At 73.5% G+C, this 21,837-nt stretch carries 21 protein-coding genes; 10 read left to right on the top strand and 11 right to left on the bottom strand.

Going from position 1 to position 21,837, the window contains the following annotated elements; all coding sequences use genetic code 11:
- The first annotated feature begins 94 nt into the window (after window positions 1–94).
- Window positions 95–406, top strand: coding sequence for a hypothetical protein (locus ACZ60X_RS31380; RefSeq protein ID WP_469605633.1), 312 nt, complete (start codon window positions 95–97; stop codon window positions 404–406).
- A gap of 6 nt (window positions 407–412) precedes the next feature.
- On the opposite strand, the gene ACZ60X_RS31375 is transcribed toward ACZ60X_RS31380, so the two are convergent.
- The 3 genes from ACZ60X_RS31375 to ACZ60X_RS31365 form a co-directional block, all read right to left on the bottom strand.
- Entirely contained in the window at window positions 413–1,192 is a 780-nt protein-coding gene (locus ACZ60X_RS31375; protein ID WP_469605630.1) for a hypothetical protein, read from the bottom strand.
- 292 nt (window positions 1,193–1,484) lie between these two features.
- Window positions 1,485–2,705: an acetyl-CoA C-acetyltransferase gene (locus ACZ60X_RS31370; protein ID WP_469605627.1), complete on the bottom strand. Its 1,221-nt coding sequence runs from the start codon at window positions 2,703–2,705 to the stop codon at window positions 1,485–1,487.
- A gap of 132 nt (window positions 2,706–2,837) precedes the next feature.
- A complete protein-coding gene (locus ACZ60X_RS31365; RefSeq protein ID WP_469605624.1) occupies window positions 2,838–3,857 on the bottom strand; it encodes an SGNH/GDSL hydrolase family protein in 1,020 nt (339 codons plus the stop codon).
- A gap of 160 nt (window positions 3,858–4,017) precedes the next feature.
- Between ACZ60X_RS31365 and ACZ60X_RS31360 the strand changes: the two genes are divergently transcribed.
- The gene (locus ACZ60X_RS31360; protein ID WP_469605621.1) at window positions 4,018–5,409 is read left to right on the top strand and encodes a cystathionine beta-synthase; all 1,392 of its coding nucleotides are present in this window, start codon (window positions 4,018–4,020) and stop codon (window positions 5,407–5,409) included.
- Between the two features lie 363 nt (window positions 5,410–5,772).
- On the opposite strand, the gene ACZ60X_RS31355 is transcribed toward ACZ60X_RS31360, so the two are convergent.
- Complete coding sequence (locus ACZ60X_RS31355) at window positions 5,773–6,630, bottom strand: helix-turn-helix transcriptional regulator (RefSeq protein ID WP_469605618.1); 858 nt, start codon at window positions 6,628–6,630, stop codon at window positions 5,773–5,775.
- A 144-nt stretch (window positions 6,631–6,774) separates the two neighbouring features.
- On the opposite strand from ACZ60X_RS31355, the gene ACZ60X_RS31350 reads away from it, so the two are divergent.
- On the top strand, window positions 6,775–7,536 hold the full coding sequence (locus tag ACZ60X_RS31350; RefSeq protein WP_469605616.1) for an SDR family oxidoreductase: 762 nt from the start codon (window positions 6,775–6,777) through the stop codon (window positions 7,534–7,536).
- A gap of 14 nt (window positions 7,537–7,550) precedes the next feature.
- Here ACZ60X_RS31350 and ACZ60X_RS31345 read toward each other — a convergent pair whose 3' ends face one another.
- Window positions 7,551–7,979, bottom strand: coding sequence for a hypothetical protein (locus ACZ60X_RS31345; RefSeq protein WP_469605614.1), 429 nt, complete (start codon window positions 7,977–7,979; stop codon window positions 7,551–7,553).
- 181 nt (window positions 7,980–8,160) lie between these two features.
- Between ACZ60X_RS31345 and ACZ60X_RS31340 the strand changes: the two genes are divergently transcribed.
- The 3 genes from ACZ60X_RS31340 (at window position 8,161) to ACZ60X_RS31330 (ending at window position 11,265) form a co-directional block, all read left to right on the top strand.
- Window positions 8,161–9,681: an aromatic amino acid ammonia-lyase gene (locus tag ACZ60X_RS31340; RefSeq protein WP_469605611.1), complete on the top strand. Its 1,521-nt coding sequence runs from the start codon at window positions 8,161–8,163 to the stop codon at window positions 9,679–9,681.
- Window positions 9,678–10,562 (top strand): MurR/RpiR family transcriptional regulator, encoded by an 885-nt coding sequence (locus tag ACZ60X_RS31335; RefSeq protein WP_469605607.1) that lies wholly within the window; start codon window positions 9,678–9,680, stop codon window positions 10,560–10,562. Before ACZ60X_RS31340 ends, ACZ60X_RS31335 begins: the two co-directional genes overlap by 4 nt.
- A gap of 118 nt (window positions 10,563–10,680) precedes the next feature.
- Window positions 10,681–11,265 carry a hypothetical protein gene (locus ACZ60X_RS31330; protein ID WP_469605604.1) on the top strand — a complete coding sequence of 195 codons (585 nt, stop codon included), beginning with the start codon at window positions 10,681–10,683 and terminating at the stop codon, window positions 11,263–11,265.
- 4 nt (window positions 11,266–11,269) lie between these two features.
- Here the strand turns inward: ACZ60X_RS31330 and ACZ60X_RS31325 are convergent, their stop codons facing one another.
- From ACZ60X_RS31325 to ACZ60X_RS31305, 5 genes are all read right to left on the bottom strand, one after another.
- On the bottom strand, window positions 11,270–11,644 hold the full coding sequence (locus ACZ60X_RS31325; RefSeq protein ID WP_469605601.1) for a roadblock/LC7 domain-containing protein: 375 nt from the start codon (window positions 11,642–11,644) through the stop codon (window positions 11,270–11,272).
- Window positions 11,645–11,664: 20 nt separating this feature from the next.
- Window positions 11,665–12,171: a roadblock/LC7 domain-containing protein gene (locus ACZ60X_RS31320; protein WP_469605598.1), complete on the bottom strand. Its 507-nt coding sequence runs from the start codon at window positions 12,169–12,171 to the stop codon at window positions 11,665–11,667.
- A gap of 76 nt (window positions 12,172–12,247) precedes the next feature.
- Window positions 12,248–13,057: a transcriptional regulator gene (locus ACZ60X_RS31315; protein WP_469605595.1), complete on the bottom strand. Its 810-nt coding sequence runs from the start codon at window positions 13,055–13,057 to the stop codon at window positions 12,248–12,250.
- Entirely contained in the window at window positions 13,054–13,440 is a 387-nt protein-coding gene (locus tag ACZ60X_RS31310; RefSeq protein ID WP_469605594.1) for a hypothetical protein, read from the bottom strand. Before ACZ60X_RS31310 ends, ACZ60X_RS31315 begins: the two co-directional genes overlap by 4 nt.
- A 178-nt stretch (window positions 13,441–13,618) precedes the next feature.
- Entirely contained in the window at window positions 13,619–15,013 is a 1,395-nt protein-coding gene (locus ACZ60X_RS31305) for a type III PLP-dependent enzyme domain-containing protein (RefSeq protein WP_469605591.1), read from the bottom strand.
- 139 nt (window positions 15,014–15,152) lie between these two features.
- Between ACZ60X_RS31305 and hutU the strand changes: the two genes are divergently transcribed.
- From hutU to hutI, 4 genes are all read left to right on the top strand, one after another.
- Entirely contained in the window at window positions 15,153–16,817 is a 1,665-nt protein-coding gene (gene hutU / locus ACZ60X_RS31300) for a urocanate hydratase (protein WP_469605588.1), read from the top strand.
- Window positions 16,818–16,906: 89 nt separating this feature from the next.
- The gene (locus ACZ60X_RS31295) at window positions 16,907–18,109 is read left to right on the top strand and encodes an allantoate amidohydrolase (protein ID WP_469605912.1); all 1,203 of its coding nucleotides are present in this window, start codon (window positions 16,907–16,909) and stop codon (window positions 18,107–18,109) included.
- Complete coding sequence (locus ACZ60X_RS31290; RefSeq protein WP_469605584.1) at window positions 18,106–19,443, top strand: formimidoylglutamate deiminase; 1,338 nt, start codon at window positions 18,106–18,108, stop codon at window positions 19,441–19,443. The genes ACZ60X_RS31295 and ACZ60X_RS31290 overlap by 4 nt, the downstream gene beginning before the upstream one ends.
- Window positions 19,444–19,463: 20 nt before the next feature.
- Window positions 19,464–20,636, top strand: a complete 1,173-nt coding sequence (hutI, locus tag ACZ60X_RS31285; RefSeq protein WP_469605582.1) for an imidazolonepropionase — start codon at window positions 19,464–19,466, stop codon at window positions 20,634–20,636.
- A gap of 97 nt (window positions 20,637–20,733) precedes the next feature.
- Here hutI and ACZ60X_RS31280 read toward each other — a convergent pair whose 3' ends face one another.
- Complete coding sequence (locus tag ACZ60X_RS31280; RefSeq protein ID WP_469605910.1) at window positions 20,734–21,630, bottom strand: RNA polymerase sigma factor SigF; 897 nt, start codon at window positions 21,628–21,630, stop codon at window positions 20,734–20,736.
- Window positions 21,631–21,837: the final 207 nt, after the last annotated feature.

Here is a 21,837-nt window from a genome sequence, read left to right as displayed (position 1 = left end):
CCTCCGAACGCAAAGGGGATGTAAGCCGGTCCTTCACGTCACCGTGCCTGAGCGTTCGCGTGTTGGCAACAGTGCGGGGGGTTACGCTCGGCGGGTGGTTGATACGACGCCCTTGACCCAAGCAGTGGATCACTTCGCCGACCGGTTGCGCGCGGCGCCGCAGAGCCGTCTGCAGAGAGGGGCCGCGGCAGAGGCGCTGGCACTGGCCCGGGAGTTGGCCGGGTGGGCGCAGCGCGTGGAGGAGCCGGGCCGCGAGCCCCGCGAGATGCCGGACGCGGGGATGTTCGCGGCGGCTGACCAGATTCTCGTGGCCGCGCACGACTTGGCGCTGGTGCTGCGCAGTGACAGCGAAGTCACCGAAGCGGTGGGGTTGGTCGAGGCGGCGCGGCAGCGGGCGGGAGTCTGAGGAGCGTCACAGGGACGCGATGACCCGGTCCGCCAGGATGTAGACCATCTCCTCGCCGCACGCGAAGGTGAGGGTGTAGGCGCCGGAGATGCCCGAGCCGCCGAGGAGGTAGGGGGTGTCGCCGGTGTCCACGGCCTTCGCCAGGCGCTCGGCGGTCTCGCGGTGGCCCGGGGTCATGCACAGGGTGGTGCCGTCGGCGAAGACGTAGACGTCGAGGGTGCCGAGCGGACCCGGGCGGACGTCGGCCAGTTCGACGCGGTCGGCGGCCAGCTGCTCCAGGGTGGTCACCGTGCGCTCGTGGTCGTTGACGGGCGACTGCACCGGGACGAAGTCGGGGTGCGAGGGGTGCCGGCGGCGGGCGGCGGCCAGCTCCGGGGACTCCCCGGAGAACTCGTCGGGCTCGGCGGTCGGTTCGGAGACCGGCTCCAGACCGGCGAAGTCGCTCTGCCGGGGGAGGAACAGCTCCGTGTCGGGCAGGCCCAGCAGGGAGGGGGCGTCGGAGGCGTCACGGGCCTCCTGGGCGGCCCAGAAGGCGCGCGCCTCGGCCAGCTCGCGCTCCCGTTCCTCGGCGAGCGCCTCGGCCACGGCGGCACGTATCTGCTCGGTGTCGGCGTGCGAGCGGGCGCTCGGCAGCAGGGCGCGCGTCGCGGCCGCCTGGTCCTCGGCGAGCTGCCGCTGCAGCTCGGTGAGCTGGCGGCGCAGCTTCAGGACGGTGCGCAGGACGGCGACGCCCACGGCGCCGGTGGCGGCCGTGGTGAGCAGCAGGGCGATGGGCATGGCGCTCACTGACGTACTCCCGGTTCAAAGTCGACCCCCGACTTCCTACATCAGCTTGAAGGGTGGACTATCCAACTGTCAGTGCGTAACGTCACGAAACGGACAGGACTTTGGCCTCGGGGGCCGGTCGCGCACCCGGCCGACCCCCGCTGACCTGCATAAATCTCGGCAGCGAGCGAGATAGGTCACATCCTGGGGGAGATTGGATCACGAAAAGGCCCGGAACCGTGGTGTTTCCTCGGTTCCGGGCCGGTTCATGACGGGACGTGCCCGCACCGCTACGAACGGTGTGTCAGACGGGTCAGCTGAGGCGCTCGATGACCATCGCCATGCCCTGGCCGCCGCCGACGCACATCGTCTCCAGGCCGAACTGCTTGTCGTGCCACTGCAGCGAGTTGACGAGCGTGCCGGTGATGCGGGCGCCGGTCATGCCGAAGGGGTGGCCGACGGCGATGGCGCCGCCGTTGACGTTCAGCCTGTCGAGGTCGATGCCGAGGTCCCGGTAGGAGGGGATCACCTGGGCGGCGAAGGCCTCGTTGATCTCGACCAGGTCGATGTCGCCGATGGACAGGCCGGCGCGGGCGAGGGCCTGCTTGCTGGCCTCCACCGGGCCGAGGCCCATGATCTCGGGGGACAGGCCGGAGACGCCGGTGGACACGATGCGGGCGAGCGGGGTCAGGCCCAGCTCGCGGGCCTTGGTGTCGGACATGATGACGACGGCGGCGGCGCCGTCGTTGAGCGGGCAGCAGTTGCCGGCCGTGACGAGCCCGTCCGGACGGAAGACCGGCTTGAGCCCGGCCACGCCCTCCAGGGTGACGCCGGCGCGCGGGCCGTCGTCCTTGCTGACCACCGTGCCGTCCGGGAGCGTGACCGGGGTGATCTCGCGCTCCCAGAAGCCGTTCTTGATGGCCTCCTCGGCGAGGTTCTGCGAGCGGACGCCGAACTCGTCCATGTCCTGGCGGGTGACGCCCTTGGCGCGGGCCAGGTTCTCGGCGGTCTGGCCCATCGCGATGTAGGGGTCGGGCAGCAGGCCGTCCTCGCGCGGGTCGTGCCAGGTCGTGCCCTCCTGCTGGGCGACCGCCTCGGTGCGGGCCTCGGCCTCGGCGAAGAGCGGGTTGTGCGTGTCCGGCATGCCGTCGGAGCTGCCCTTGGCGTACCGGGAGACCATCTCGACACCGGCCGAGATGAAGACGTCGCCCTCGCCCGCCTTGATGGCGTGCAGGGCCATGCGGGAGGTCTGCAGGGAGGAGGAGCAGTAGCGGGTGACCGTGCAGCCGGGCAGGTGGTCCATGCCCATCTGTACGGCGACGATCCGGCCGAGGTTGTGGCCCTGCTCGCCGCCGGGCAGACCGCAGCCGAGCATCAGGTCGTCGATGTCCTTCGGGTCCAGCTCGGGGACCTTGGCGAGCGCGGCCTGGATGATCGTGGCGGTCAGGTCGTCGGGGCGCAGGTCCTTCAGGGAGCCCTTGACGGCGCGGCCGATGGGGGAGCGGGCGGTCGAGACGATGACGGCTTCGGGCATCACGGCTCCAGTGGAGGGAGATGTTCGGGCAGGGCCGCTTGGGAAGTTACCGCTCCGTATGGTCCAGGTCACGCGTGTGGTGATGTGACACTGACCGCAATTTACTAAGCGCTTGCTTTGCTGGCCGGGAGGTCATGGCGAAGGCGTCGCGGGTTCGGCCTCCGGGACGTGGCGGCGGCGCCTGCGCTTGAGCAGTGCCCAGGGTCCTCGCGGTCCCGTCGGCATGGCAGCCGTGACCTCCGTGCCCGCTTCGGAAGCGGCCTCGGCCGCGGCGCGGGCCACGGGCAGGAAGCCCTCGCGGCGCAGTACGTCCGGGCGCTCCTCCTCCGCCGGCCACAGGCCGAGGGCGGCGCACACCGTGGGCAGGACGGCCATCGCCGCGGTCGCGTAGCCCTCGGCTGAGGGGTGGTAGTTGTCCGGGCCGAACAGCTCCCGGGGGTTCGCCTCGAACTCCGGGCCCAGCAGGTCGCCCAGCGACACCGTGCGGCCCCCCTGCTCCACCACGCCGATCGTCTGGGCCGCCGCCAGCTGCCGCGAGGCCCGCCGGGCCAGCCAGCGCAGCGGCTGCTGCACCGGCTCGATCGTGCCGAGGTCGGGACAGGTGCCGACCACCACCTCGGCGCCGGCCGTGCGCAGCCGCCGTACCGCCGCCGACAGGTGCCGTACCGAACGGGTCGGCGGCATCCGGTGGGTCACGTCGTTCGCGCCGATCATGATCACGCAGATGTCGGGGACCGGGGCGGGGGCGCCCAGCACCAGGGCGACCTGGCGGTCCAGGTCGTCCGACTGCGCGCCCGGCTGGGCGACGTTGCGCAGCTCCACCGGGCGCTCCGCCACCGCCGCGAGGCCCGACGCCAGCAGCGCCCCCGGCGTCTGACCCGCCCGGTGCACGCCCTGCCCGGCCGCCGTCGAGTCGCCGAGCATGGTCAGCGTCAGGGGCGGTTCACCGGGGACGTGGTAGGTGTGGCCGTACGTCCCGTCGGCCGCCGGCACCCGGCCGCCCGAGCCGTTGCCCACATGGCGCCGGGCCAGCCGGACCTCCGCCAGCAGCAGACCGACGGCGGCCGCGCCGACCAGACCGGCCCCGCCACCGCCGTACGCCGCGCCGGCCGCGATGCGCCGGGCCACGCGTGCCCTCGACATCTTCGTCATGCGTCGCCGCCACCTCCCACATAGCCGTACCCCCACTCCTTGCCCCGTACAGCCCGTAGGCCAATCTCGACGGGCAGTGAACGGCCACCACGCCCCACCCCTGGGCCGTAGGCTGGCGGAACCACTACGACCACTGTTTTTGCGGCAACCGGAGACAACGGTGCAATTCCACGACTCGATGATCAGCCTCGTCGGCAACACCCCGCTGGTGCGGCTCAACAACGTGACCAAGGGCATCCAGGCGACTGTCCTCGCCAAGGTCGAGTACTTCAACCCCGGCGGCTCCGTGAAGGACCGCATCGCCCTGCGCATGATCGAGGCCGCCGAGCAGAGCGGGGAGTTGAAGCCGGGCGGCACGATCGTGGAGCCGACCAGCGGCAACACCGGCGTCGGGCTCGCGATCGTCGCCCAGCAGAAGGGGTACAAGTGCATCTTCGTGTGCCCCGACAAGGTGAGCACCGACAAGATCAACGTGCTGCGCGCGTACGGCGCGGAGGTCGTGGTCTGCCCGACCGCCGTGGACCCCGAGCACCCGGACTCGTACTACAACGTCTCCGACCGGCTCGTCCGTGAGACCCCGGGCGCCTGGAAGCCGGACCAGTACTCCAACCCCAACAACCCGCTCTCGCACTATCACTCGACCGGCCCCGAGCTGTGGGAGCAGACGGAGGGGAAGATCACCCACTTCGTGGCGGGCGTGGGCACCGGCGGCACCATCTCCGGCACCGGCCGCTATCTGAAGGACGCCAGCGACGGCAGGGTCAAGGTCGTCGGCGCCGACCCGGAGGGCTCCGTCTACTCCGGCGGCTCGGGCCGGCCGTACCTGATCGAGGGCGTCGGCGAGGACTTCTGGCCGACCGCCTACGACCGCACGGTCGCCGACGAGATCGTCGCCGTGTCCGACAAGGACGCCTTCCAGATGACCCGCCGCCTGGCCAAGGAGGAGGGTCTGCTCGTGGGCGGCTCCTGCGGCATGGCCGTCGTGGCCGCGCTGCGGGTCGCCGAGCGGCTCGGCCCGGACGACGTGGTCGTCGTCCTGCTGCCGGACAGCGGGCGCGGGTACCTGTCGAAGATCTTCAACGACGAGTGGATGGCCGACTACGGCTTCCTGGAGGACGAGGGCCCGAGCGCCCGCGTCGGCGACGTGCTGAGCGACAAGGCGGGCGGCCGCATCCCGTCCCTGGTGCACATGCACCCGGAGGAGACCGTCGGCCAGGCCATCGAGGTGCTGCGCGAGTACGGCGTCTCGCAGATGCCGGTCGTCAAGCCCGGCGCCGGTCACCCGGACGTGATGGCCGCCGAGGTCGTCGGCTCGGTCGTGGAACGGGAGCTGCTGGACGCCCTGTTCTCCAAGCGCGCCTCCCTGGAGGACCCGCTGGAGAAGCACATGTGCCCGCCGCTGCCGCAGGTCGGCTCCGGCGAGCCGGTCGGCGACCTGATGCAGGTGCTCGGCTCGGCCGACGCGGCGATCGTCCTCGTCGAGGGCAAGCCGACCGGTGTGGTGAGCCGGCAGGACCTCCTGGCCTTCCTCGCCAAGGGCGGCAAGCAGTAGCCGAACGCGCGGTGAACCGCCGGTTTCCGCACGCCACTTGCGGGTGGTCTGCCGGTCGGGCGGACTTCGCGGAAGTGGTACGAGCGTGTCACGTCCGCGCAGCACACGCTTAACACGGGTCCGGCAGATTAGTGGGTGTCGGCAGGGCGGGAGCGGCTCCCCGCCCCGGCCGGCGCCGAACGGCGTCACGGACCTCCGGAGCGGCTCCCGGACCTCCATGGACGCCACGGACGCGCAGCCCGGCCCTGACCCGGCCCGCGTCCCTCGCGGGGACCGCCGTCGTCCCGCCCCCCGGCAACGGGGGTGCGGCGGTCCCCGCGCAACTCCCTTCCACAGGGCTCGGCGAGTGCCTCGCCCGGCACCTCAGCGCGCGGTGCTGGATTCCCAACTGCCCAGCAGGGCAAGCCGCTCCGCCGTCTCCGAGCCCGGCTCCGGGGTGTACACCACGAGCGTCTGCTCCGGGTCCTGGGCGACCGTCAGCGTCTCGTACGGCAGCGTCAGCAGGCCCGCGACCGGGTGCCGGATCCGCTTCACGCCGTACGCGCACTCCCTGACCTCGTGGTCCGCCCACAGCCGGCGGAAGTCCTCGCTCTTCAGGGAGAGTTCGCCGACCAGGGCGCACAGCTCGCGGTCGTCGGCGTACCGGCCGGCGGCGATCCGCAGGTTGGCCACCGTCGTGGCGGCCACCGCCGGCCACTCCGGGTACAGGTCATGGGCGGCCGGGTTCAGGAAGACCTGCCGGGGCATGTTCCGCTCGGCCGGGGCGAGGCGGCTGAAGCCGATCACCGCGTCGCCGAGCGCGTTCCACGCGAGCACGTCCATGCGGCGGCCCAGGACGAACGCCGGGCTGCGCTCCATGCCGTCCAGCAGGCCCTGCACGCCGGGGCGGACCCGGGGCGCGGGCTGCCGCCGCTTTCGTCCGCACGGGTGCCGGTGCTGCGGGCGGGCCACCGTCCGCAGGTACGCCCGCTCGGTGTCGTCCAGCCGCAGCACCCGGGCCACCGCGTCCAGCACGGCGTCGCTGACGCTCGCCCCCCGCCCCTGTTCCAGGCGGATGTAGTAGTCGACGCTCACCCCCGCGAGCTGGGCCACCTCCTCGCGGCGCAGGCCCGGGACGCGGCGCCGCCCGTGCGCGGGCAGACCCACCTCCTCCGGCCGGATGCGTGCACGTCGCGAGCGCAGGAAGTCGCCGACTTCCCCCTCCAGCCAGTCCCCGTCCATGGGTCGATCGTAGGGGAGGGGGCGGTCGCCTTCCTGGTACTGGCAGACCCAGGAAAACCGCATCCCTGGGTAGGTTCGCCGGAGCGGGCGAGGGTGGTGCCAGCCGCCGGGGAGCCGCCCCGGCACCGTCCCCGGGGAGACACCATGTCCTACGCGAACCTGGCCGGCCGCACCGCCGTCGTCACCGGAGCCGCCAGCGGGATCGGCGAGGCGCTCGCCCTCCAGCTCGCCGCCGAGGGGGCCCGGGTGGTGCCGCTCGCCCGGCGGGCCGAGCGGCTGCGGGCGCTGGTGGAGAAGATCCGGGCCGACGGGGGCGAGGCGCTGGCCGTGGCCGCAGACGTCACCGACGACGCTTCCGTGGCCGCCGCCCGGGACCTCGTGCACGACACGTTCGGGCCCGTCGACCTCGTCGTCAACAACGCCGGCGTCATGCTCCCGAACCCCGTCGCCGACGGCCGGCTCGACGAGTGGCAGCGGATGCTCGACACCAACGTCACCGGTGTCCTGCGGGTCATCCGCGCCTTCGGCGCCGACCTGGTGGCCGCCGCCGGCGAGGGCCGCACCGCCGACCTGGTGAACGTCTCCTCCATCGGCGCCCACATCCCCTTCCCCGACTACGCGGTGTACGGCGCCACGAAGGCCGCGGTCACCTATCTCTCGCAGTCCCTGCGCACCGAGTTCGGGCCGCGGGACGTGCGGGTGACGAACATCGAGCCGGGGCTGACGGAGACCGAGCTGAAGACGCACCTGGACAGCCCGGCGCTGTCGAGCGAGCTGGACGGGATGTTCGAGGCGATCGGCGCTCTGGCGGCGGCGGAGGTCGCCGACGTCGTCGCCTACGCCGCGAGCCGCCCCCGGCACGTCAACCTGCGCCAGATCGTGGTGCTGCCCACCCGTCAGGCGTGAGCGGTCAGGGCCGCTCAGCCGTCCGCGCGGGAGCGGTCGCGGCGGCCGGAGAGCAGCTCGGGGTTGAGCCGGACCGCCTGGGCGGCGTTGACGCCGACGATGCCGATCCAGGTGGCGATCGTCCCGGCCGACCCGGCCACGCCGCCGGCGACGGCGGTCAGCGGGATCGCCAGGACCAGCGAGATGATCGCGAGCCCGAAGCGCTCGGGCCAGCTGTCGGCGTCCTTCGGCCGCCGGGACCCGCGCGCGCTCGCCATCTGCTGCTCGGCCAGGTGCCGCCGCACCCGGCGGTCCACCGTGTCGTCGATCCGCTGCTCCACCTTCTCCAGGAAGGAGTCCAGCAGCGCGGTGTCGTAGTCCTCGCCCAGTTCACGGCGCGCCCGCACGGTGGCGTCGAGGTCCTTGCGCAGGTCCACGTCCCGCGGATCGTCCAGAGTGCTCATGCGGTTCAGGTTAGGAAGCGGCCGTCCGCGCCGCACTGGGGATAGCCCCCCTGTCCGGGGCGGGGACGGCCACAGGCGGCACCCGCGGGTCTTGAGGGCCCGGGGGCCCCTTGCCTCGCTGTATAGGCTCATGCAGAGTTCTTGATGTCTGAATAGGTTGCCGGGGTGCAGGGAGTAGGGCGTGACGTCGTCTCGTATCGCGGGCGCGTCGGGGGTCGTGCCGGCCGCGCGGGCCGCGACCGTGGTCCTCGACGGCTCGGGGCTCGGTGTCGAGGACGTCGTACGCCTCGCCGACGGTGCCGCGCGGCCGGTGCCCGCGCCCGAGGCGATGCGGCGGGTGGCCGCGTCCTGGACCGCCGCCCGGCACATCGCCGCCACCGGGCGCGTCTACGGCCGCTCCACCGGCGTCGGCGCCAACCGGGACGCCGACGTGCCGACCGAGGCCGCGGCCGGTCACGGCCTGCGCCTGCTGCGCAGCCACGCCGGCGCCATCGGGGAGCACCTGCCCGCCCGGCAGGTGCGCGCGGCGCTCGCCGTGCGCGCCAACCAGCTGCTGGCCGGCGGCGCGGGCCTGCGGCCCACCGTGGTCACCGCGCTGTGCGAGGCACTGGAGTCGGGCGCGTACCCGGTCCTCAACGAGTTCGGCTCGGTCGGCACCGGCGACATCGCGGCCCTCGCCCAGGTCGGCCTCGCGCTCGCCGGGGAGCACCCGTGGCAGGGCGGCCCCGCCCCCGCGCCGCAGCCGCTCGACAACAACGACGCCCTCGCCCTGATCAGCAGCAACGCACTCACCCTCGGCCAGTCCGCGCTCGCCCTGCACGAACTGCGCGGGCTCATCGGCGCCACCCAGGTCGTCGCGGCCCTGTCCCTGCTCGCCGTCGACGGCTCCCACGAGGCGTACGCCGCCCCCGTGCACGCCGCCCGGCCGCACCGGGGCAGCGCCGAGGCGGCCCGGCGGATGCGCGAGCTGACCGGCGCCGCCGACCGGCCCACCCCGCCGCTCGGCCGGATCCAGGACCCCTACGGCTTCCGTTGCCTGCCCCAGATCCACGGCCCCGCGCACGACGCGGCCGACGCCCTCGACCAGGTCCTCGCCGTGGAGATCAACGCGGCCGCCGAGAACCCGCTCATCGCCCCCGAGGATCTCGCCGCCTACCACCACGGCGGCTTCTACGCGGCCCAACTCGCCCTCGCCCTCGACCACTTCCGGCTCGCCCTGACCCAGGTGGCCCGGCTGTCCACGTCCCGGCTGTCCACCCTCAACGAGCCCGCCTACACCCGGCTGCGGCCCTTCCTCGCCGACCACGAGCCGGCCGCCTCCGGGGTAATGATCCTGGAGTACGCGGCCGCCGCCGCCCTCGGCGACCTGCGGGCCTGCTCCGCCCCCGCCTCGCTCGGCCACGCTGTACTCTCCCGGGGCGTCGAGGAACAGGCGAGCTTCGCCTCGCTCGCCGCGCGGCAGACCCTGCGCGCGTGCGGTGCGTACCGTCTGGTGGTCGGCTGCGAACTCGTCGCCGCCGTCCGCGCACTGCGCCAGCGCGACCTTCGGCCCGACCCCGGGCTGCCGGTCGGCCGGGCCTTCGCGCTCGCCGAGCCGGTCCTCGACGGCGACCCGGCCGACCGGCCGCTCACGGAGGACGTGACGGCGGCGGCCGCACTGCTCGACCGGTTCACGGACATCTGGAGGGGGAGCGCGTCATGAGCGTGGACAGGAGCACCGAGAGGGAACCCGGCGGGGCACCCGGCGGCGCGGAAAGTCCCGCGGGCCGGTTGCAGGCCCTGTTCGAAGGCCACCGGCTCACGCCGACCCAGCGCCGGATCGCGCACAGCATGGTCCGGCGGGCCGCCGACGTGCCCTTCCTGTCCAGCGTGGAGCTGGCCGAACTGGCCGGGGTCAGCCAGCCGTCGGTCACCCGGTTCGCCGTCGCCCTCGGCTTCGACGGCTACCCGGCCCTGCGCAAGCACCTGCGCGAGGTCGTCCCCGCCGAACCGGCCGCAGAGGCGGGCGCGTTCAACGAGTACCAGCAGGCCGTCGAGGCCGAGATCGAGAACCTCAGGCACCTCGCCGACCTGCTCGCCGACCCGCGCCCGGTGCAGCGGGCCGGCCGGATCCTCGCCGCGTCCCGGCCGCTGCCGGTCCTCGGGCTGCGCGCGGCCGCCTCCCAGGCGTACGGCTTCGCGTACTTCGCCGCGAAGGTCCACCCGGACGTCCGGCTGCTCAACGAGGGCGGCACGATGATCCAGGACCGCATCGACGCCGCCGTCCGCGCGGGCGCCTCGGCGCTGCTGTGCTTCGCGCTGCCCCGGCATCCGCGCGAGGTCGTCGACACCCTCGCGTACGCCAAGGACAAGGGGCTGACCACGGTCACGGTCGCCGACTCCGCGTTCGCGCCGGTCGCCAAGCACTCCGACCTGCTGCTGCCCGCCGCCGTCGGCACCGCGCTCGCCTTCGACACCGCGTGCGCGCCGATGATGCTCGGCCGGGTGCTGCTGGAGGCGGTCTGCGACGACCTGCCCGACGCCCAGGCCCGGCTGGAGGAGTTCGACGCGAAGGCGGCGGCCCGGGGCCTGTTCGTGGAGTGACCCCGAGACGTCGAGGACCCCGAGGCCCAAGGAGGGCCCCTCTCAGCTTCGTCTCACGTTCTGCCCTTAGTTTCCTGGGGAGACACAGCCGCGGGAAGACGTGACACGGGAGGCTGACGTGGCGCGCGGAGGACAGGGACTGGCCAGGGTGGCCGTCGTCGTACGGGCCGGGGCCGCACCGCTGTGGTGGTGCGGGGTGGTCGCGGCCGGGACCGGGGTGCTGCCGCCGGGGCTGACCGGGCGCCGCATCGGGGTGCTGGCCGGCGCCGCGCTCTTCCTCGTCGCGGCGGCCGTCGTACCGCTGGTGCGGCGCCGGCGGTACGCCGAACTCGCGCGCGCGGCCGTCCGCGCCGGCAAGTACGACGTGCTCCAGGACCGGGCGGTGACCGTGCGCAACTGGCGCCGCGGGCACCGCTGGTGGCTGCTGCTGGGCTTCGCCGCGGCCCTCGGCTCCGCCTTCGCCGTGCCCGCCGCCGGCGGCATGCTGCTGGCCGGACTCGGCACCGGGCTGCGGCTGAAGGCGGCCTGGATCGGGCGGCGGGAGCGGGCCGGGCAGACGCTGCTGTGGGTGCGCGTCGACTGGCTCGGCCCGCGCGGCGGACGCCCGGTGGGCAAGGCCGTGAAGGGCCTGCGCGGTACGGGCGTCGCGGCCGGCGACGCGGCCCCGGGCGGGTCCCGCCGCCGTACCGCGGCGCCCGTGTGACCCGCTACACCTCCAGGTCCTCCTCGATCCGCCGCAGCTGGTGCCGGGCCATCGCGAGGTTGGCCCGCCCGGCGTCGAGGACCAGGTAGAGGAACAGGCCGTTGCCGCCACGGCTCTTGAGCAGGCGGATCAGGTGGTACTGGTCGGACAGCGTGATCAGGATGTCCTCGATCTCGCCCTTGAGGCCCAGCATCTCCATCGTGCGCATCTTGGCGCGGATCACGTCGGTGTTGCCGGCGGCGGCCACGTTCAGGTCGAAGGTCTTGCTGCCGCCCATCGTGCCCAGCGCCATGCCGCTGGTGTAGTCGACGAGCGCGACGCCGGTGGCGCCCTCGATGGAGGTGAGGGCTTCCTTCAGTGCGGTCTCGGTGTTGGCCATGGTCGGTCCTCTCGAATCGTTCACCTGTCGGTCACGGCGCCCACGTCGGCGCTCGTGGTGCGGGTCCTGCGGGTACGGGTCGGTGGCGGTGCGGGGCTGACGGCGCCCAGCGCTCGTGGGGGCGGGACGGTGGCCCGGGCGGCGTTCTCGGCGGCGTCGAGCAGCTCCCCGATCCGGGCGCCGGCGCGGCGCCCCTCCAGGTGCAGCCGCCCGACGTTGACCCTGCCTTCGGCCAGCAGGGTCAGTACGGCGGTGCGGCCCGCGGCGTAGGTGGCGACGTAGCCGCCCTCGCCGCGCACCAGCAGTTCGCGCAAGGCCCCGTGCCCGGTGGCGTCGCTGACCCGTACGGCCACGCCGAGCGCGGCGGCGGTCAGCGCGGCCAGGCCGTCCGGGTCGACGCCGGGGGTGTCGTGGGCGACGACGAGCCCGTCGACGCCGGCCGCCAGGGCGCCGGTGAGCTGCGGCACCCGGGTCCGCAGCCGGCGCAGCTCCTCCAGGACGGCCTGCAGGTCCTCCTCGGGCACCATCAGCTCTCTCCTCTCGGCGGTGCGGGGTTCGGCGGGGTGGGGTCCGGTGGTGCGGGGTTCGGCGGGGCGGTGCCGCTCAAAGCGCCTCCAGCGCATCCCTGAGCCTCTTCAGCAGCGCGATGTCGGGGTCGGTGACCGGGGGTGGGTACGGGGCGGACGGGTACGGCGGGGCCGGGTGCGCGGCGGCGGGCGGCAGCGGCGCGAGATGGCCGGCCGCCGCGAGCCGGCGCACGTCGACCAGCGTGTGGAAGGCCTGCCGGCCCAGGTTCCGGGCGATCTGCGCGGCCGTGCGGACGCCGTCCACGCGGTCCAGGACCGCCCGCTGCCGGGGTGTCAGGGGTGCGGGCGCCGCCGGGTCGGCCCGGATCAGCGGGGCGCTGTCGGCGGCCGGGTCGGGCCACAGCCGGTGCAGCAGCAGCCGGCGGCGCAGCGTCTCGCGTTCCAGCGCGACCACCGGGACCGAGGGCAGCGGGCCGAGCCGGGGTGCGCCGTCGTAGCGGAAGCGGCCCGGGGTGCTGCTCGGCGCCAGCGCGAAGTACCCGGCGTCGTACAGCGCGTCCAGATGGCACAGCTCCAGCGCGCCCATGGGTAACACGCCCGACTCCAAGAGGAGTTCGGCGGCCTGCGGCGGGCCCGTGGTGCGTGCGGCGGCCTGCTGCCACGCGGCGGTCGCGAGCGTGCCGTGGGCCGTGAGGAGCACGTCGAGGCCCGGGGAGCAGGGGCTCTCGGCGTGCACCACCCGGCCCTCGGCGAGGTACAGGGTGCCGTGCTCGCGCACCAGGACGCCGGTGGCCCGCTCGTCGGCCAGCCGGGTCAGCATCGGCGACAGCGCCCGGCCGGCCGCCTTGTCGCGCACCGGCAGCGGAGGTGTGTGCGTCACGGTCATCCCAGCACCAGCCGGGTGGCCATCTCGCCGAGCCGGATCCGGGCGAGCGCGAGGTTGCCGTCCTCACGGCCGAGCCACAGGTGCAGGAACACGCTGCTGTCGAAGGACGTGTCCACGAACCGCAGCAGGTGGTAGCTGTCACGGTTGCTGACGATCACGTCCTCGACGGGTGGTCGCCCGTCGTCCGTGTGCGCCGCGAACGCGCCGTGCTCGGCGGCCATCCGGGCCAGTTCGGCGGCCTCGGCGGCGGTCGTCTCGTGATCGCCGCCGGGCGCCTCCCCGACCGTGCCGAGCGCCAGTCCGCTCGTCCAGTCCACGAGCGCGGCGCCCCGCGCGCCGGGCAACCGCATCGCTTCCAGCAGGCACTCGTCGATTCCGGGCACCGTGGCTCCCCTCCCGCCTGGGACTCCGGCTGAGTGACGCCGACACTACGCACCGTGGGCGCCGCGGGTGAGGCCTTTGGCATTTTCCAGTGGAACATGCGTCCGGCGTACTAGTGTGGGTCAACTGACCTCTGTGACGCCGGAGTTGATCCAGTTGCGCCCGGCGCGGCAGCGCGCGTCAACGGCTCGCGGGCGTCCGCAGGGTGGTGAGCGCGTCCACGTGCGCCCCGCCGGATTCCGCCACCACCTCCGCGACGCTCTGCGGCTCCCGTACGACGGCGAAGGCGACGCCACCGGGACCGTCCGGCACGAACCCGTAGACGCCCGGCCGGGCCAGGGAGTTGTAGGCGTAGTGGTGGGCGAAGTAGTACGCGCCGGTGTCCAGCGCCGCCGCGTAGTCGCCCTGCTCCAGCGCGGGCAGCGCGCGCCCCTCGGCGAGCAGGTCGCCCGAGAAACACGCCGGCCCCGCCACGTCCTGCACCACCTCCGGCCCCCGCTTGAGGCGCCCTTCGGCGTCGTACGCGGCGATCCTGAGCGGCCACGCCTCGGGTACGTACACCGTCCGCGTCGCCACCTGCACGCCCGCGTGCGTCACCGCGATCCGCCGCCCGCCGGCGCTCTTGGCGTACTCCACCCGCGCCACCACCGTCCCGTGCCGGGCCATCAGTGAGCGCCCGAACTCGGTCACCAGCCCGTACCGCCCCTCGAACAGCCCCGGCACCTCCTCGGCCAGCACGCGCGCGTACCGCGCGTACGTCGGCGCCGTCACCTCCGACGTGAAGTCCACCGACAGCCCGCCGCCGATGTCGAGCGTGTCGACCTGCCGCCGCCCGGCGCGCGCGTTGATCTCCTCCGCGAGCGCGTACGCCTCCGCCACGCCCCGTGCCAGCAGCGTCAGCGGGATGCCCTGCGAGCCGGTGTGCGCGTGCAGCCGGGTCAGCCACGGACGCTCCAGGAAGGCTCCTACGACCCACTCCCGCGCCCCCTCGTCGCGCAGGGGCACCCCGAACTTGGAGGTCGCCGTCGCCGTGGAGGTGGCCAGGATCGAGCCGCCGCCCAGCTGCGGATTGACCCGCAGGCCCAGCGGGGACCGGGTGGCCTGCCCGGCGACCAGGGCGTCCAGCCGCGCCAGCTCCTGCGGGTTGTCGGCGTTCACGGCGATGCCGAGGGCCAGTGCCTCGCGCAGCTCGCCCGGGGTCTTCGCGGGCGCGTCCAGCACCGTCCGCTCCGCCGGCATCCCGGCCGCCCGCGCCAGGGCCAGCTCGCCCGGGCTCGCCACCTCCGCGCCGAGCCCGGCCTCGCGCAGCAGCCGCAGCACCGGCACCAGCGGGGTGGCCTTCACCGCGAAGGCGTGCAGCACCGGCGTGCCGGGCGGTACGACCGCGTCGAACGCCGCCCGCAGCGCAGCCGCCGACTCCCGGATGCCGGTCACGTCCAGCAGTCCCACCACGGCCGCGTCCGGACCGAGCAGCCCCTGCTGCACGGCCGCGCGCACCGCCGCGTCCCGCCGCACCGCGCGCTCGCGCGCCTCGGACCCCTCGCCGGCCGCCCGGCTGTCGATGTCCCGCTCCACAGCGTCTCCCCTCGTGTCCGCACGCAGATGTATCCAGCCAAACACCGGCCGTGCGCGAAAGGGGGCACCCCCATGTATTGACTAGTTCTATTCAGATCGACAAGATGTGAATAGACGTAGTAACAGGAGGAGGCAGACGATGTCGGGACCCCGCCCCGTACGAGCACCGCGCGGCACGGAACTGAGCGCCCTGGGATGGCAGCAGGAAGCCGCCCTGCGCATGCTCCAGAACAACCTCGACCCCGAGGTGGCCGAGCACCCCGACAAGCTCGTCGTCTACGGCGGCACCGGCAAGGCCGCCCGCGACTGGCGCTCCTTCGACGCCATGGTCCGCACCCTGAGGACCCTCAAGCAGGACGAGACCATGCTGGTCCAGTCCGGCCGCCCGGTCGGCGTCATGCAGACCCACGAGTGGGCCCCGCGCGTCCTCATCGCCAACTCCAACCTCGTCGGCGACTGGGCCAACTGGGAGGAGTTCCGCCGCCTGGAGGCCCTCGGTCTGACCATGTACGGCCAGATGACCGCCGGTTCCTGGATCTACATCGGCACCCAGGGCATCCTCCAGGGCACCTACGAGACCTTCGCCGCCGTCGCCGCGAAGAAGTTCGGCGGCACCCTCGCCGGCACGATCACCCTCACCGCCGGCCTCGGCGGCATGGGCGGCGCCCAGCCGCTCGCCGTGACCATGAACGACGGCGTCGCCATCTGTGTCGACTGCGACCCGCGCGCCATCGAGCGCCGCATCGAGCACCGCTACCTCGACGTGAAGGCCGACTCGCTGGACCACGCGCTCCAGCTGGCCGTCGAGGCCCGCGACGCCCGCCGCCCCCTGTCGATCGGCGTCCTCGGCAACGCGGCCGAACTGGTACCGCAGTTCCTCGCCATGAACGCCCCCATCGACATCGTCACCGACCAGACCTCCGCCCACGACCCGCTGTCCTACCTGCCGGTGGGCGTGGCCTTCGAGGACATGGCCGACGCCGCCGCCAAGGACCCGGCCGGCTTCACCACGCGTGCGCGCGAGTCGATGGCGCAGCACGTCGAGGCCATGGTCGGCTTCATGGACGCCGGCGCCGAGGTCTTCGACTACGGCAACTCCATCCGCGGCGAGGCCCAACTGGCCGGTTACAGCCGGGCGTTCGCCTTCCCCGGCTTCGTCCCCGCCTACATCCGCCCGCTGTTCTGCGAGGGCAAGGGCCCCTTCCGCTGGGCCGCGCTGTCCGGCGACCCCGCCGACATCGCCAAGACCGACAAGGCGATCCTGGAGCTGTTCCCCGAGAACGAGTCCCTGGCCCGCTGGATCAAGATGGCCGGCGAGCGCGTCCACTTCCAGGGCCTGCCCGCGCGCATCTGCTGGCTCGGCTACGGCGAGCGCGACAAGGCCGGCGAGCGGTTCAACGACATGGTCGCCTCCGGTGAGCTGGCGGCCCCGCTGGCGATCGGCCGCGACCACCTGGACTGCGGCTCCGTGGCCTCCCCGTACCGCGAGACCGAGGCCATGCTCGACGGCTCCGACGCGATCGCCGACTGGCCGCTGCTGAACGCCATGGTGAACGTGGCCTCGGGCGCCTCCTGGGTGTCCATCCACCACGGCGGCGGCGTCGGCATGGGGCGGTCCATCCACGCCGGGCAGGTGACGGTGGCCGACGGCACGAAGCTGGGCGGCGAGAAGATCCGCCGCGTGCTGACCAACGACCCCGGGATGGGCGTCATCCGGCACGTGGACGCGGGGTACGACATCGCCGAGTCCGTCGCGCAGGAGCGGGGGGTCCGGGTGCCGATGCGTGAGGGTGACGGCGCGTGACCCAGCGCTCCGCCGAGCCGCAGCCGGTACGGGCCGACGGCGCACGGCCCGTCGGCCCCGCCGGCCACGACACGCCCTCCTTCCAGCAGATGTGGCGCGACCTGCTCCCCATCGGCCGGCACGCCGACTCCGGCGGCTACCGGCGCTACGCCTGGACCGGCGCCGATGCCGAGTGCCGGGCCTGGTTCAAGGAGCAGGCAGAGGCCCGTGGGCTGACGTACGAGGTCGACCGGAACGGGAACCAGTGGGCGTGGCTCGGGGACCCGGCGGCCGGGGACGCCGTCGTCACCGGGTCGCACCTCGACTCCGTGCCGGACGGCGGGGCCTTCGACGGGCCCCTCGGGGTCGTGTCCTCCTTCGCCGCCCTCGACGAACTGCGCGGCCGGGGCGTGCCGTTCGGCAAGCCGCTGGCCGTCGTCAACTTCGGTGACGAGGAGGGCGCCCGGTTCGGACTCGCCTGCGTCGGGTCGCGGCTCACCGCCGGACAGCTGACCGCCGAGCAGGCGCACCGGCTCACCGACGCGGACGGGATCACGCTCCCGCGGGCCATGGAGGCGGCCGGGTACGACCCCGACGCCATCGGGGCCGATCCCGAACGGCTGGCCCGGATCGGCGCCTTCGTGGAGCTGCACGTCGAACAGGGCCGGGCGCTGGACCTGTCCGGCGACCGGGTCGGCATCGCCAGTGCCATCTGGCCGCACGGCCGCTGGCGGTTCGACTTCCGGGGCGAGGCCAACCATGCCGGCACCACCCGGCTGGTGGACCGGCGCGACCCGATGCTGTCGTATGCCGAGACCGTGCTCGCCGCCCGCCGCGAGGCACGGCTCGCCGGTGCCGTCGCCACCTTCGGCAAGATCGCCGTGGAGCCCAACGGGGTCAACGCCATCCCCTCCCTCGTACGCGGCTGGCTGGACTCCCGCGCCGCCGACCAGGACACCCTGGACACGGTGGTCGGCGGCATCGAGAAGGCGGCACGCGAGTACGCGGACGCCCACGGCGTCGATCTCGACGTCGTACGGGAGTCCTTCACGCCTGTCGTCGAGTTCGACCACGCCCTGCGCGACGAACTCGGCCGCATCCTCGGCAAGGACACCGGCCTGACCGTGCCCGTCCTCGGAACCGGTGCCGGACACGACGCCGGCATCCTGTCCGGGAGCATTCCGACCGCCATGCTGTTCGTGCGCAACCCCACCGGTGTCTCGCACTCCCCGGCCGAGTCCGCCGCCGAGGACGACTGCCTGGCCGGGGTGCGGGCGCTCGCCGACGTACTGGAAGGACTGGTCCGCACGTGACCGAGGCGACCTACTGGCTGGAGCACGCCTGGCTCGGCACCGCCGTCGAGCCGGGCGTCGTCCTGGAGGTGACCGACGGCCGGATCCGCGCCGTCCGCACCGGCGTCCCCACGCCGCCGCCCGGCGCCGAGGTGCTGCGCGGGCTCACCCTGCCGGGGCTGGCGAACGCGCACAGCCACGCCTTCCACCGGGCGCTGCGCGGCACCGTCCAGGTCGGCTCCGGGACCTTCTGGACCTGGCGCGAGGTGATGTACTCCGTCGCCGACCGGCTGACCCCGCAGACCTACCACGCGCTCGCCCGTGCGGCATACGCCGAGATGGCCCTCGCCGGCATCACCGCCGTCGGCGAGTTCCACTACGTGCACCACGCGCCCGGCGGCACGCCGTACGCCGACCCTAACGCCATGGGCGAGGCGCTGATCGCGGCCGCCGCCGAGGCCGGTATCAGGATCACCCTGCTCGACACCTGCTACCTCTCCGCCGGCTTCGGCGAGGCCCCCAACACCCACCAGCTCCGCTTCTCCGACGGCAGCGCGGAGGCCTGGGCCGAACGCTGTGCAGTTCTCAAGGAACGGGATCACGCACGGATCGGAGCGGCCGTCCACTCCGTACGGGCCGTGCCGGCCGGGCAGTTGGCGACGGTCGCCCGCTGGGCCGAGGAGCGGCGGGCCCCGCTGCACGTCCACCTGTCGGAGCAGACCGCCGAGAACGACGCCTGCCAGGCCGCGCACGGCTGCACGCCCACCCGGCTGCTCGCCGACCACGGCGTGCTCGGACCGCGCACCACCGGGGTGCACAACACCCACCTCACGGACGAGGACATCGCGCTGCTCGGCGGCTCAGGGACCGGCACCTGCATGTGCCCGACGACCGAGCGCGACCTGGCCGACGGCATCGGCCCGGCCGCCGCCCTCCAGCGGGCCGGCTCCCCGCTCTGCCTCGGCTCCGACAGCCACGCCGTCATCGACCTGCTCGAAGAGGCGCGGGCGATGGAGCTGAACGAGCGGCTGCGCACCCGCACTCGGGGCCACTGGACCGCGAACGCCCTGCTCAGGGCCGCCACCGCCGACGGTCACACCGCCCTTGGCTGGGAGGAGGCCGGCACCCTTGAGGCGGGCGCGCTCGCCGACTTCACGACCATCGCCCTCGACTCGGTCAGGACAGCGGGCCCGCTGCCCAGGCTGGGCGCCGAGACGGCCGTATTCGCGGCGGGCGCGGCCGACGTACGGCACACCGTCGTGGGCGGCCGGCACGTCGTGCGCGACGGGGCGCACACCCTCGTCCCCGACGTGCCGCGGGCCCTCGCGCGGGCAGTCGAAGCCCTCCGCTCCTGACGACCACCCACGAGGACACCATGAGCAGCAGCACCGTCATCACCAACATCGCCACGCTGGTCACCAACGACCCCTCCCTCGGTGACTCCCCCCTCGGGCTGATCCAGGACGCGGCCGTCGTCATCGACGGCGACCGCATCGCGTGGACCGGTGAATCCAGCAAAGCACCCGCCACTGACAACCGGGTCGACGCGGGCGGCCGGGCGGTGCTGCCGGGCTTCGTGGACTCCCACTCCCACCTGGTCTTCGCCGGTGACCGCACCCAGGAGTTCAACGCCCGGATGTCCGGCCGGTCCTACACCGCCGGCGGCATCCGCACCACGGTGGCCGCCACCCGCGCCGCGAGCGACGCGGAGCTGGAGGCGAACCTGACCCGTTACCTGGCGGAGGCCCTGCGCCAGGGCACCACCACCTTCGAGACCAAGTCGGGCTACGGCCTCACCGTCGAGGACGAGGCCCGCGCACTGCGCATCGCCGCGCGCCACACCGACGAGGTCACCTACCTCGGCGCGCACATCGTCCCCCCCGACTACGCCGACGACCCGGCGGCCTACGTCGCCCTGGTCACCGGCGAGATGCTGGACGCCTGCGCGCCGCACGCCCGCTGGATCGACGTGTTCTGCGAGAAGGGCGCCTTCGACGGCGACCAGGCCCGCGCGATCCTCACCGCCGGCAAGGCGAAGGGCCTGCACCCGCGCGTCCACGCCAACCAGCTCTCCCACGGTCCGGGTGTGCAGCTGGCGGTCGAACTGGACGCGGCCAGCGCCGACCACTGCACCCACCTCACGGACACGGACGTGGACGCCCTGGCGAACAGCGGCACGGTCGCCACCCTCCTGCCCGGCGCGGAATTCTCCACCCGCGCGCAGTGGCCGGACGCGCGCCGCCTCCTCGACGCCGGCGTGACGGTCGCCCTCTCCACGGACTGCAACCCCGGCTCGTCCTTCACCTCCTCCGTCCCCTTCTGCGTCGCCCTGGCCGTCCGTGACATGCGGATGACCCCCGACGAGGCGGTCTGGGCGGCGACGGCGGGCGGTGCGGCGGCCCTGCGCCGCACCGACATCGGCCGTCTCACCCCGGGCGCCCGCGCCGACCTGACCCTCCTGGAGGCCCCGAGCCACGTCCACCTCGCCTACCGCCCGGGTGTGCCCCTGGTGAGCGGGGTATGGCGAGGCGGGGTGCGGGTCGTCTGAACGGCCACGTCCGGGACTGTCCGGGTGACCGCACGACAGGCGGGTGCCGCGGACGCCGTGGACGTCCGCGGCACCCGGCAGGAGCGGGCTGACGGGGTCACTCCTCCACGGTCAGCCCCTTGCGCAGGCGCATCAGCGTGCGGGACAGCAAGCGGGACACGTGCATCTGGGAGATGCCCAGCTCCTCACCGATCTCCGACTGGGTCATGTTCGCCACGAAGCGCAGTGAGAGGATCTTGCGGTCCCGGGGCGGGAGTTCGGCGATCAGCGGCTTGAGGGACTCGACGTACTCGATGCCCTCCAGGCCGTGGTCCTCGTACCCGATCCGGTCCGCCAGCGCGCCCTCGGTCTCGTCCTCCTCGGGCTGGGCGTCCAGCGAGGAGGCGGTGTAGGCGTTCGAGGCGGCCATGCCCTCGACGACCTCGTCCTCGCTCAGGCCGAGCCGCTCGGCCAGTTCCGCGACCGTGGGGGAGCGGTCCAGCTTCTGGGCCAGCTCGTCCCCGGCCTTGGCCAGGTCCAGGCGCAGCTCCTGCAGCCGGCGCGGGACGCGGACGGACCAGGACGTGTCGCGGAAGAACCGCTTGATCTCGCCGATGATCGTCGGCATCGCGAAGGTGGGGAACTCGACGCCGCGCGACAGCTCGAAGCGGTCGATCGCCTTGATCAGGCCGATCGTTCCGACCTGGATGATGTCCTCCATGGGCTCGCTGCGGGAGCGGAAGCGGGAGGCCGAGAACTTGACGAGCGCGAGGTTCAGCTCGACGAGCGTGTTGCGGACGTACGCGTACTCGTGCGTCCCTTCCTCCAGCATCGCGAGGCGCTCGAAGAGGGTCTTGGACAGGGCCCGTGCGTCGACCGGGCCGATCTCGTCGTACGGGGGGATCTCCGGGAGTCCCTCGATGGGGTCGAGGGGGTCGATGGGATGATCCAGTTGTTCCGGTGGGGGTGTCGACGTCGCGGGCTGGGTATGCGATGCGTCGAGCCGGGGTGACATGGTGTCCTCCATCGTTCTCGGCATAAGGCTGCCGATGCCAGTGCGTGCACTGCGGTGTGCGGCGCCTCCGAAGCCGACGTGGGCCCGTCGCGGCCCAGTGGGGTGTGTGTCCTTACTAGCCCTACCGGCTTCCCCGAACCGATCGCAAGTGCGTTCCGTTCGGTTATGTCCGATTATGCGAGATTGTTCAGGTGTCAGAGTGCGTGT

The sequence above is a fragment of the Streptomyces sp. NPDC104106 genome, assembly GCF_055584345.1.
The sequence above is the reverse complement of the archived record's forward strand: the minus strand, read 5'-3'. Positions and strand labels throughout refer to the sequence as shown.